Below are 13,115 nucleotides of genomic sequence, written 5' to 3'. Positions count from 1 at the left end.
GTCCACCCTGCAATTTTTTGTTCACACTCCTAAAAAATATATATCCTCGTAATGACTGAAAAAGAACAATTTCAGAGTATTCAGCATTTTTTATTTTCAATGGTCATATTTTGTTTACTTTCCGTGTATGTATTAACAAGCTTTTCGCACAGCAATGTGAAATTTCGCTCTTGTAAATCTTTATTTTTTATGTAAGCGTTTACTGCACTTTCTTATAGGGGTGGTGACAAATGTTCGATGGAAAATGAAACAGCGGCATTGCTTCAAGTAGAAAAAGTCTTTAAGCAATTTTCCGGTGTACCCGTCCTGCGCGGTGTCTCTCTTTCCCTGCAAAAGGGAGAAGTTCATGCCATTGTAGGTGGGAACGGTGCCGGCAAATCAACATTGATGAAAATCATTACTGGATTATACAAAGCCGACAGCGGATCCATTTTCATAAAAGGAGTGCAGGCCGCTTTCTCAAACACAAATGAGGCCCATCAGCACGGAGTGTATCTCGTCCCTCAGGAGCCGCTTATTTTTCCAAATATGTCAGTCGAAGAAAACATCTTGATTGGATTGCCGGGGAAGAAGCCTGTCTTGAAGGAAAAGGTTCAAAAAATCATTCGAAGATTGGGCTGGAATCTCGATTTGAACCAAAGTGCTTTATCCCTTTCAATTGCCGAGCAGCAATTGGTCGAAGTTATTAGAGGATTAGTGAGAGAAGCTGAGATTCTTATACTTGATGAACCGACTTCCACCCTGACGTTTGGAGAAATTGCGTCTTTATTTAAGACAATCAAGAACCTGACTGCGGAAGGACTTGGCGTTTTTTATATCACACATCGCATTACCGAAATCTTTACGCTCGCCCATTCCGTATCCGTTTTACGTGATGGTGTTGTTTCAGCGCAGGGACCTGTCACAAATTTCTCCTATGAAGGCATTCTCGAAGGCTTGATGCCTGGAGGTGCGAGTAAAAACATTGTTCACCCGGAAAAACACGTCCTACGAGAGACAGATGCTCCCGTTTTTGATCATCCTGCTCTTTCCGTTGAGGAGCTTTCCGGAAAAAGATTCAGCTCAATCAGTTTCACCCTTCATCAGGGAGAAGTTGTAGGAATTGCAGGGGTAGTTGGCGCTGGTAGGACAGAACTGGCGGAAGCCATCTTTGGATTGATACCGATTGAGCAAGGAAGCATTCAAATGGGCGGTCTGGAATTGAACGGATTGACTGCAAGAAGGCGAATCAACAAAGGCATGGTCTACGTCCCGGAGGATCGCCATTCACACGGTGTTTTCTCGATTACAACGATTGAGAAAAATGTCACCTCAACGATTCTATATCGCCTTAAAGGATTTTTTCTTCCATTCAAACAGGAAAAGAAAATCGCCTCCAAATACGTAGAGGACTTAAAGGTGAAATCGTCAAGCATGGATCAGGAACTGAAGGATTTATCAGGAGGAAACCAGCAAAAAGTGGTGCTTGCCAAATACCTGGCAGCAACCCCGAGGGTGATCATTTTCGATGAGCCCACACGCGGAATCGATGCCAACGCCCGCAATGACATATACAAGATCATTCATGAGTTAAAATCCAAAGGCTTAGCTGTACTTCTGATTTCCTCTGATATTGAAGAAATCGAAAAACTCAGTGACAGGGTGCTGGTCATGCATGAAGGAAAGCTTGTCAAAACCCTCACCAAGTCCGAAATCAACTCAGATACCATTACTAAATGGGCGTTTGGTGTGAATAAAGAGGTGATTATGTAATGCCTTCCCTTTTCGTTCGATTGGTCAAAGCAAGGGAACTTTCGATCCTCTTGTTAATGTTTGCTTACATTATCCTGGTCGGTGCCTTTAATCACGAGTTTGTCACGGGAGATACGATTTCCCTCCTGATCAAAGCAAGTGTCATCCTGCTCGTCATGGCGATCGGCCAATCGTTTGTCCTTTTCACCTCGAACATAGATGTATCAGTTGGTTCCATCATGGGGCTGTCGGCTGCCATCTGCGGAGTCTTGTTAACATCGGGCTATAATATTTGGGCTGTAACGGCAATTGTATTGACCGCAGGAGCCATCATCGGCCTGATCAACGGAGTAGGTGTTGCCTTTTTAAAGGTTCCGTCTATCATCATGACGCTTGGGATGCTTGGAATTATTCGGGGATGCATGCTGATTTATACGGAAGGGATGTGGATTGAGGATATCCCAAATTTTTATAAAAAATTGGCGGGGGTAAAGCTTCTCGGCTTGAATTTTCCGGTTTGGATTGCCGTGATTCTGGTCATCTTTACCCATCTATTCTTGACAAAAATTAAATTTGGCCGCTATTTTTACGCAGTTGGAGATAACCGCGATGGAGCACGACAGGTAGGAATCCCGGTTGAAAGAGTTCAGCTGCTCGCCTTTATGCTTTCTGGTATTTCTGCAGCCATAGCCGGAATGGTGTTCGTCATGAACATCGGTTTTGTACCAAACCAGACTGGCGGCGGTCTCGAGCTCCAGGTCATTGCAGCAGCTGTTCTCGGAGGTGTCAGTTTGACAGGTGGACTAGGAAGCGTTGTCGGCGCAAGTCTAGGTGCCGTTTTCTTTACTGTAATCAATACTTCACTCATTTACTTGAAAATCCCGGCCTACTGGAACAATGCCATATCGGGGCTGCTTTTACTATTAATTGTAGTTGGAGATTCCAAATTTCAGCTATATTTAAGAAAACAGGCTTTTTCCAGCAAAAAGAAAAATGCGACGATCTCCATAAAAGGAGGTACCGGTCTTGAAAACGAAAATAACGCTTCTACTTAAATGGGAAGCGGTCCTTGTATTGTTCCTCCTGCTGGAACTCATCATGTTCGGGCATATCATTCCCGGATTTCTGAACATGAACAATCTTCTATACAGCATGAATGATTTTGCTTATATTGCCCTTGCAGCCATTCCAATGACGTTTGTGATTATTACTGGCGGGATAGATGTCTCAGTCGGGTCGATCATGGGACTCTCCTCCATCCTCGTCGGAGTTCTCTGGAAGGATGGCATGAATATTTGGATGGCCCTGCTTATTACCATTCTGCTGGCCGTTTTTACAGGGTTGATCAACGGTCTTTTAGTCGCTTTCACAACAGTACAGCCACTAGTTGTCACTTTGGGAGGTATGTTCCTTTTTTCGGGAATAGCCCTTGTTTTATCAGGGGGATCCAGTGCTTCCGGCTATGAAGGAATTAGCGGTTTTCCTGATGCATTTGTCAATATCGCCAATGGTTTATTCCTAAGCATTCCCAATCCTATTTGGATTTTGCTGTTGTCTATCTGTTTATTCGGTGGGTTGCTCCACTTCACTCGATATGGGCGTAACGTATATTTAGTGGGGATCAATATAAAAGCTGCAAGGTACAGCGGAATCCGTACAAAGTGGACGGTTTTAAGTACCTATATGTTATCCGGCTTCGGAGGTGGTATTAGCGGCATCATCCTTACATCATACTTTAGCTCCGCAAGATCAGACCTTGGTGCTGATGCAGTCCTGCCTGTTATCACCGCTGTCGTCTTGGGTGGAACGAGTATTTTTGGCGGAAAGGGCAGCGTCCTTGGCACGGCAGTGGCTAGTATTGTGATCGGTATGATGCAATACGGACTGCAAATGGCCAGTATGACCAGCGAACAAACCAGTGTCGTTATTGGTGTTATGTTAATTCTTGCAGTTTTACTGCGCAATACAAAATGGCAGGCATTCAAAAGCATTTTTGGAGCAAGGAATCAATCATTTAACCGAGAATGAATAAGGGGGAAATACTTGATGAAGAAGTTTAAACCTATTTTGTTGATGATGTTAATTCTCTTGTTGGCCGGATCTTTACTTGCTTGCAGCAGCGGAACAAAAAACAGTACTGATGATAAAAATAGCGGAGGAAAGACAGATAAGAAAGACGTGAAACTTGCCTTCATACCTAAGCTCACTGGTGTCGGCTTCTTCACATCTGGAGGCCAGGGCGCCAAGGAGATGGCAGATTCCCTGGATGTTGAATTGAAATACGATGGGCCTAGTGAAGCCTCCGTATCCGGCCAGGTCAAATACATTAATAACTTCGTGAATCAAGGATATAAAGCATTAATGATTTCATCCGTCTCCGTTGACGGGCTAAGCCAGGCATTAAAACGCGCCAAGGACCGCGGCGTAAAAATCTTAACATGGGATTCCGACGTCAATCCTAAGGACCGTTCCTTCTACATTAACCAGGGAACACCGGATCAATTGGCTGAGCTCCTGATCAAAATGACTTCTGATCAAATCGGTGACAAAGGAAAGGTCGCCTTCTTCTACTCCAGCCCAACCGTTACCGACCAAAACCAATGGGTAGAAAAAGCAAAGGAAATCATTGCTGATAAATATCCCGGCTGGGAAATCGTCACCACCCAATACGGAGAGAATGACGCGCAAAAATCGCTTTCCGTTGGTGAAAGTATCCTACAGACATATCCTGACATCAATGCCGTAATCTGTCCCGACGCCACTGCCCTACCGGCGATGGCCCAGGCTGCTGAAAACCTTGGTAAAGCCGGCAAGGTCGTTATTACCGGATTCTCCACTCCTAATGTCATGAGAGATTATGTGAAACGCGATACCGTCAAGCAATTCGGTTTATGGGATGTCAAGAAGCAAGGTGCCCTTGCCGCATATGTCGCGTACTTAATGACAGTCGAAGGCAAAGACCTCAAAGTAGGCGATGAATTTGAAGTGCCAAACGTAGGCAAAGTTAAAATCGAACCTAATACCATTCAGGGCTATGACTACACAGACGATCGCAGTGGCATCATCCTGCTGCCAGACCGGGTTGTATTCACAAAGGATAACATTGATGATTTTGATTTTTAGAATAAGAAAACGGCCCCGTTTTGTTTGATATAGTTGTAAAAAGCGAACAATGACTGTCACTGTTCGCTAAAACCAAGAACATCTTTGACTGCTCTTTTGTTTCACTTTGAACGAGATTACGGTATAATAGAACTAAGAAACAACATAGAATAAAAAAGACCAGACATGTAACACATGTCCGGTCAAACAATAGTAGGTTCCCACAAAGGGGATCGACTAAATACGGGGAATAATCCACCTGAGCCGTTAACTCAAGGGTGGATTATTTTTTTTGGTTAAATGACAGAATTGCCACGAACAGGCTTGCGAAAGCAACCCTTGCGAAAGCAACCATAATCATTAATGATTCGAAAACTGTCATATAGCATCACCCCCTTTCTAATGGGAGCGTGCCGACCACCTTTGAGAAAACCTATTCTATTGTTCTCTTATTATACCATATAGTTAAGAATTTTAAGAACGTATGTTTGTTTTTTGGTGTTTTAAAATTCGCAGCTTATACACATCTCCACAGAGAATGCATACATAACACGGTTTGTTGGTGAGTTTTGTTAGTAATACATACTTCTTCTAATACTGTTAAAATGAAACTTAATTAAACTTTTTCTCGTATATAATATTAGGAAATCGGTGAATGGTGGGACTTTTCTTATGCTCGAGCAAACTCTAGGAAAGAATGACCCTTTTCAAGGATATCTTTTCAAAGCTGTATTCATCATTAAAATGGAAAATGGAGGGGACTGTGCATAATCCCTTGTTGCCATTATAATAAGGAGTCTTTTTCACCGGTTTTTTGACCCGTTCCTAAACTTCCAACCCTGCGATTCCGAAGCCACCAGGTCCAGCGTGAGTAGATATCATAGCCCCTGCTTGCATCCATTTAACATTTTTGAAACCAGTTTCTTTTGCGATTTCATCCATCCGCTGCTTGATCCTTTCATCAAGTCCGACTGAGTAAATAAGATAAAGTTGTTCTCTATCAATATCGTATTGATTTAAATAATCTCGCATCAGTTTTTCTGATACTCCATCCATTTTCCCACGATATTTTTTTGTTGAAACAAGATTTCCATCAATTAGTTCAATACGCGGCTTTATTTTTAACAAAGCCCCTCCAAGATAAGCTAGATTGCTTACACGTCCACCTGCTCTTAAAAACTCTAAACTTCCGGGAACGAAAGCCAGTCTTGATTTAGGAACCTTTGATTCAATCTTCTCTACTAAGCGAACAGGGTCAATCGTAGGTTCATTCTCTAACAAGGAAACCGCATACATCACAAGAGCAGTTAATCCACCAGTAACATTCAAAGCGTCAATTAGAAAAATATCATCCAATTCTTCCGATGCGATTATAGCATTTTGGAAGGAAGAGGATGCCTTTGAGGTATACCCAATATGTATGATGATGCAATCAGGAAAATCAATTTTTATCTTCGTGAAAAATTCATGATATTCATGAGAATTCGTGGACGTTGTAGAGGGTATTTTTTTTGTCCGCTCATAATAATCATAAATATCCGTTACAGGTAACGAACCGTCTAAAAAATCCTGCCCATCCATGATGACGTGCATCGGGACCACTTGAACATTATGTTTGTCAGCTAATTCTTCTGGTAAATCCGCACCACTCTCTGTCGACAAAATAAGTCTTCTCATAAATAGCCTCCACTTCTATAAAAAAAAGCCGTAATTCTTCGTTCTGCGTTTTTCCGTTCTACTCTACTATACATGAAAAAGGGCATTAAAAACGACATGATCACGCCTTTGATAAAAATTCCTTGCCGATTATTTCATTTATAATAGTAATTGCAATAATAATCTTAATCCAAAAGATAATACAAGAAAGGTACCTCCCCCAGTTTTGGAATGGTACCATTACCGTTTTCTTAATTTCAGTTATGATAACCTATCAATAATAGCAATCAATACGTTGGTTGCTTCATTTTTGCAATAAACTAGATCGTTAGAAACTCCCCCATACAGTTAAATGAAACCTAATAAAACTTTTTCTCGTATACAATATTAGGAAAACTGAGAGAGGTGGGACTTTTCTTATGCTTGAGCAAACTTTAAAGGAAAGAATGGCCCTTTTTAAGGATATCTATTCACAGCTGTATTCATCATTAAAATGGAAAACGGATAAACGGTTCCTGATGCTGATTGCCGTCATGTATGTGACAAACTCAAAGGACTTTCATTTAAAACGCTTTTTGGAACTTGCCGACTATATAAAGAACGAAGTTGGGATGTTTTCACATTTAAAATCTGCGCACCGTTTTACCACAGCGGCCACATTAGATTCAACAACGGGTGACCCAAAAGACAGTTTTCATCATTTTATCAACATCTACGAAAAACTTATCGAGAATGGCTATAGCCGAGTCGTTTATTCCTATATTGCAGCGGGAACTCTTTTAAAAGTGGAACCAAGTCGGATCGAAGAATATGTTCAGAAAACAGTAGATGTATATAATGGGATGAAAGATCATCATCCTTTCCTAACGAACTCTGGTGATTACACGCTGGCGGCCATCCTTGCTCAATCCGAAAAAAATAAAGATGAAATCATTGTCAATGTAGAGGATCATTACAAGGCCCTAAACGAAAAAGGCTTTTCAATTGGGAATGACCTGCAGTTTTTAAGCCACATCCTCGCATTAAATACAAACCAGAAGCCTGTTGAAAGCGCGGTAAGATGCCTGGAAATTAGAAACCAGCTCGAAAAGGCAAATTTTAAATCAAAAAGGGTCTATTATCCCTATATTGGAATGCTGTCCTATTTGGAAAACATCGAAAGTGAAATCGAAAACCTCAATGAGATCTACGAGAATTTGAACAATGATAAACGATTTAAATGGAATAAGGATGTTAATTTTATGTTAAGCGTATTATTTTTAATGAGCCAAAAAACGCTATTGGGTGATGCCGCAAGAGCTGGTTTAAACACGACCATCGAAATCCTGATACAAGCTCAACAAGCGGCAATGACTGCAAGCATTACAGCCGCTACAGCTGCAGCGAGCAGCTCCTCTGGTGACAGCTGATCTTTTCTCATAGAAAAGCCGTTTTCCTATAAAAAGAAAACGGCTTTGCTTCTCCTCATTCAGTAAACAATATAGTGTGAGAAAGACTTTGAAATTTAATCACAAAACTCTTTTTAAGCATAAAAAGGTATGACTCTGTTTAATCCAGTGCCATACCTTCTCTTCTTAGTGTATGTTTTCAGTTCTCAATATTTCCCTTATTCTTTGATCAATTCTTTCAATTTCAGAGGATTGATTTTTCCACCAGTTCCTACTCCATATTCGTTCGATGACCCATCCTCTATTTTCAAGGAATCTTTGACGATACACATCTCTTTCTTTTGCATTGGCAGAACTATGATACATAGCCCCGTCACACTCTATTCCAAGTAGGTATCTCGAAGAATCCTTAGGATGAATAACTGCCATGTCTATTCTATAGCCTGACATACCAACTTGTGTTACAACTTCATATCCTAGATTACTTAATTGACGATATACTTGTTCTTCAAACGGTGAGTCAAAATGCAATGAAGTTTTTTGCACATGTGTACTTACATTTTCATTTATTTCCTGAACTACCGCATTTATATTCTCAAGTTGGGAACTTGAAACCGCTCTGACATACTTAAGGTAAGACTTTAATAATTTGGGTCCTAATTGTGCTGTACCTGCAACATTCAGCTCTTCAGGTTCGAGACTTGATACAACTATAATACCTTCTTTTGCTCGACTCACGGCAACATTGAGGCGGTTCTCGCCTCCTTTTTGATTAAGCATACCAAATCGATTATATACTCTTCCTTCCTCATTTTTTGCATACCCGATTGAAAAAATAATGATATCCCTTTCATCACCTTGTACATTTTCAATATTTTTAACAAAGATTCTTTCATCTAGTTCTCTGGACATCATTTGATTATAAACGGAATTAAATTCCTCATCATAACTTGACCTTTTATCAATCATATCCAAGATTTTAGTCTGTTGTTTTGCATTAAATGTTATAATCCCAATAGTTTTATTAGGATATTGAATAAGAGCGTCTCTTAGGGTATTAACCACTTCTATAGCTTCAACTTCATTCGCTTGATTAATCCATTTTCCTTCAATCTTTTTCCAAGTGATGGCTGGGGGGCTTTTAAAAGGAATAACGTTTGGAGCTATTTGAACGGTTCCATTATAAAATGCATGATTGGAAAAATTAATAAGTTCTTCATATTTAGAGCGGTAATGCCATTGAAGAATTTTTTCAGGAAACCTTCTTTTTGCTAGATTTAAAAGGCTGATTGAGTCCTCAGTATCGAATTGTTCCTCATCCTCTTCGTCAACTGATATTGATGACTGAAACACGTTAAAAGGAGGCAGCTGTTTTTCGTCTCCAGCGACAATCAGATGTTTAGCACGATAAACAGATGGAATTCCACTTTCTACAGTGCACTGTGATGCTTCATCAAAAATAACTAGATCGAACAGACCTTCTTCTAATGGAAATATGGAAGATACTGTTTCGGGAGAAGCAAGCCAAACTGGCATAATATCAACAAGACCTTCTCCTGCATACCTATTTACTAATTTCCTTAATGGCCAAACCATTCTCTTCTTACCAACTTGATGTTTAAGTTCTTTGATATTCTTAAAATTTGAACTTTTAACCCTTTCAACATTTTTTGTGAGTGATGAAATTAAATATTCGGCAGCTACTTTTCTTTTTTCCTCTATTAATATCGAGAACGACTTTCGAAGCCTGGAAAATTCATTAGTAGAAACTTTTTGCACCTGAGGGTATTTCCTTTCGGTTTTGTCTATCCAATGGACGAATGTTGAATTTCTTACTATGTCAACCCAAAGCTCCGGCAAAGACTCTGTTTCATCTATTGATTTTTCTTGTAATTTATTAATAATCTTTTTAACTAAATCAGAACATGAATTCCAAAATGAATCCATTTGTTGTAATTCTTCAAAGTCCCTATGGATAAATTCAGCTACTTTTTCCAGATCACTTAAAGGAATATCCCCTTCTGAAATACGAGTCCTGTATTCATCAACCTTTTCATCAACAAAGAATTTTTTTAGCTTTTCAATTTCATGTGCCATCATTTTGGTTTCTTTACCTAACTGATGCATGGTTTTAAGAGCCTTTTTAATTTTTAACCACTCTGTCGAATTAGTCCCCTTAAATTTGTTCCCTTCGATTAATTCTTCTATAATAGGTTTCCCCGTTACGGATGTCCACCACCAAAGCCTTAGGCCTTGCAGGGTTTTTTTATTTTCTTCGGCTAAGTCTGGGTAAATTCTATCCAATTTATTTTCCACCAACCAGGTATAAGCTGGGGTAATTTTACTCTGATCTAGGGAATTTAGAAAATCCACTGAATTTTTTGCCTTTAAAATCAAGTCATTTAGAAGCTCAATTGTCTCTATTTTATCTTTCATTTCTAAGTGGGCAAACGATTTACGGTCTTTTAATGGGTATTCAGATTCCCCAAAATTTCTGTACCATTCAGCATAGGTATATAACTTTTCTAATGTATCTTCAAGAAGGTCTTTATCTATTTCATTTAGAATATCATTCATATCTATGATTTTTTGAACATCTTGTATTGGTTTAGAAGCTCCATATAAATCATAAAGCCTATATCCAAACTCTTGGTACTCGTATAATGCTTTAGCGATGCTATTTAGTAATTCCTCCTGTGCTAACAATTTCTTGGTAGTTGAAGATAACACTATTTCTGCCTGTTGATTTATTTCATTATCTTGACTAAGTACTGACTCAATTTTTGTATAGAGCTTTTTTCGGTCTTGTTTTTCATCATGTACAAGCGCTATATGATTGCTTAAACCAATGCTGTCAAGACGTTGATATACAACATCTAAAGCTGCCCGTTTTTGACAAACTACCAATACCTTTTTAGCTTGTTTCAAGGCATCCGTAACCAAATTAACTATTACTTGAGATTTTCCAGTCCCAGGAGGGCCATGAACTACTATCCCTTTTTTATATCGAGCTTCCTTTAAGATCTCTTCTTGAGATCCATCTGCTTCTAGAAGATTTAAAATTTCAGGATCTTCTTTTTCCCGATCATCCCTAATATCTGATTCTACGGCATCTTGATTTGAATCAACATCTTGTGGTTCGATCATTTCGCCTACTAAAGAAAGATTGTCTTCCTCTGAAAGTTCGATAAGAGCTTCGTAATCCTTTACTAAGGCAGAATTTCCTTGTGGAAAGTTCCCGATTACGGCATATTCTAATAAAGTAAGACTTGCTACCTCAGGTATATCTTCTTTTTTATATTCTTTGAATTTTACAACACCGGCAGGATTATACGATACATTCATTTCATATTCCTTTAGAAAAGACAACCAGTCGGTATAGCTGTATTTTGATGCAACCTCGCTTGCTTTTTCAAAAAATTCTTCAGTAAAGAATAGGTTATTCAATTTTTTAAAAGCTAAAAATAAGGTTCGGTTAATTTGCGGTCCACCCTCATCCACAGTTAAAAACCATTTTTGGCTATTTACGTTGTTCTTCTCTAACTTTATTGGATATAGGAATAAGGGGGCCTGAAAAAATGTGCCGTCTGATAAAGTTCCCGTTAAAAAAGGAAAACCTAGATAGAAATCACGAAGCCCAGTTTCTTCTTCAATCCCTTTTAAATTCCTTGATAAATCCGTCAATTTCTTTGAGATAATGATCGATTCTTCATTATCGACTGTTGGTTTCAGCAATGTAATATCACTTTTAGATTGTTTAATAATTTTTTCTACAATTGATTTACTAGAATTTTCTCTAGATAACTTATCTAGCTCTGTTAAATCAAAACTCCACTTATTATAAAGTTTTAATAATCGAATTGATCGATTACGTCGACTGATGTCGTTCAATTTGTCCCTCATATGTATTAACTTTACTCTCATGTTAAGCCCTCTTTCTTTTTGTCAAAACGCTATTGATGGTATTTAGAACTAAATATACAACACCTGGTTCGTAGTATCGTCCTTTACCGTTCTTTACATTTATTTTCCATCATTCAACAATATTAGACAATAGGTAAAATAAAAAAAGATTTTTACCCCTAATATCTACTTTTGTTGCCCAATAAGAAAACACGCCTTTTACTATATGGCGTGTTTGGGAAAATCTTATTAATTTTTGGGTCATTGATCGACACTTTTTAGAAACTCATAAATGACTTCCAAATACTCCTCGGGTTCCTCCACATATGGCAGGTGCGCACTGTTTTCAAACACATGAAAACTTGAATTGGAAGCAAGGCTGCTAAAATACTCAGTTGATGCGGGAGTAGCCTCATCAAACCGGCCACATGTAAATATAGTGGGACAGGTTATTTCCTTTAATTGAGATGTACAATCAAAGGTTTTTAAATTCCCCATCACTGAAAATTCAGAAGGACCCCACATGATCTGGTATACCTCTGGATTCTTAAAGTGAGCGCCTTCTTTCAGCCATTGTGGATAAGGGTCCAAGCGGCAGACAAATCTCTTATTAAACTCGCCAATTGCCTCTTTAAATTCTTCTGAATCAGTTGTCCCATTTTCTTCACAACGTTTAATCGTTTCTTGAATCTTTAATGGCAGTTTTTCAATATTCCTTTTTTGGTCTTGTTCCCATAGTGGCGCGCTAAGGCATGGACTTGAAAAGATCACACTTTTAATCCCAGCCGGCTGAGTTAAAGCATAAGCAGCAGCAAGTGTGGTACCCCATGAATGACCGAGAATATGGGCTTCATCCAGATTTAGCGCTTCTCTTATCTGAGCAAGTTCCTCCACAAAGCGATTAATTCTCCATAGTGACTCATCCTCTGGACGATCAGATCTCCCGCAGCCAAGCTGGTCATACAAAATGACAGGACGGTCTTTACTAAGCTCCTTCAATCCTTGAAGTGAATAGCTTGATGAACCTGGGCCGCCGTGGAGAACAATCACAGGGGTACCGCTCGCATCTTTATTATGTATTTCGTACCAAACCTTTCCCCCGTTTACATTTACATAGCCTTGTTCGTACATTTTAATTCACCCTCATTTTATATAATTAATTGATTGTATTGCATGTATTACTGATTAATTAAGTTTAACTATTCTTTACTGGCTTACCCAATGCGGTAGAGAAAATGGACTAATTCTAAACTTTAGGTAAATATAGTACCTATAGTATGAGTAAAATGTTTGTAGGAGAATTATTTCCCTTCTCATCCAGATAATGGCGTAGCC

8 protein-coding genes are annotated in these 13,115 nt (G+C 39.1%); 5 read left to right on the top strand and 3 right to left on the bottom strand.

From position 1 onward, the window contains the following. The first annotated feature begins 237 nt into the window (after window positions 1-237). The 4 genes from CVD23_RS19130 to lsrB are packed head-to-tail and all read left to right on the top strand — an operon-like array spanning window position 238 to window position 4,854. On the top strand, window positions 238-1,752 hold the full coding sequence (locus tag CVD23_RS19130; protein ID WP_101666873.1) for a sugar ABC transporter ATP-binding protein: 1,515 nt from the start codon (window positions 238-240) through the stop codon (window positions 1,750-1,752). After that, complete coding sequence (locus CVD23_RS19125) at window positions 1,752-2,786, top strand: ABC transporter permease subunit (protein WP_101666872.1); 1,035 nt, start codon at window positions 1,752-1,754, stop codon at window positions 2,784-2,786. The genes CVD23_RS19130 and CVD23_RS19125 overlap by 1 nt, the downstream gene beginning before the upstream one ends. After that, window positions 2,770-3,759, top strand: coding sequence for an ABC transporter permease (locus CVD23_RS19120; protein WP_374702651.1), 990 nt, complete (start codon window positions 2,770-2,772; stop codon window positions 3,757-3,759). The genes CVD23_RS19125 and CVD23_RS19120 overlap by 17 nt, the downstream gene beginning before the upstream one ends. Window positions 3,760-3,777: 18 nt before the next feature. Continuing rightward, a complete protein-coding gene (lsrB, locus tag CVD23_RS19115; protein WP_101579340.1) occupies window positions 3,778-4,854 on the top strand; it encodes an autoinducer 2 ABC transporter substrate-binding protein LsrB in 1,077 nt (358 codons plus the stop codon). Between the two features lie 804 nt (window positions 4,855-5,658). On the opposite strand, the gene CVD23_RS19110 is transcribed toward lsrB, so the two are convergent. Then, a complete protein-coding gene (locus CVD23_RS19110) occupies window positions 5,659-6,510 on the bottom strand; it encodes a DegV family protein (RefSeq protein ID WP_101666871.1) in 852 nt (283 codons plus the stop codon). 398 nt (window positions 6,511-6,908) lie between these two features. On the opposite strand from CVD23_RS19110, the gene CVD23_RS19105 reads away from it, so the two are divergent. Next, entirely contained in the window at window positions 6,909-7,898 is a 990-nt protein-coding gene (locus CVD23_RS19105; RefSeq protein ID WP_101666870.1) for a DUF4003 family protein, read from the top strand. Window positions 7,899-8,063: 165 nt separating this feature from the next. Here CVD23_RS19105 and CVD23_RS19100 read toward each other — a convergent pair whose 3' ends face one another. Further along, window positions 8,064-11,801: an AAA domain-containing protein gene (locus CVD23_RS19100; RefSeq protein ID WP_101666869.1), complete on the bottom strand. Its 3,738-nt coding sequence runs from the start codon at window positions 11,799-11,801 to the stop codon at window positions 8,064-8,066. Between the two features lie 240 nt (window positions 11,802-12,041). Further along, window positions 12,042-12,911, bottom strand: coding sequence for a proline iminopeptidase-family hydrolase (locus CVD23_RS19095; RefSeq protein WP_101666868.1), 870 nt, complete (start codon window positions 12,909-12,911; stop codon window positions 12,042-12,044). Window positions 12,912-13,115 lie beyond the last annotated feature (204 nt).

The organism is Bacillus sp. V33-4 (assembly GCF_002860225.1).
GTDB lineage: Bacteria > Bacillota > Bacilli > Bacillales > Cytobacillaceae > Bacillus_BJ > Bacillus_BJ canaveralius.
The sequence above is the reverse complement of the archived record's forward strand: the minus strand, read 5'-3'. Positions and strand labels throughout refer to the sequence as shown.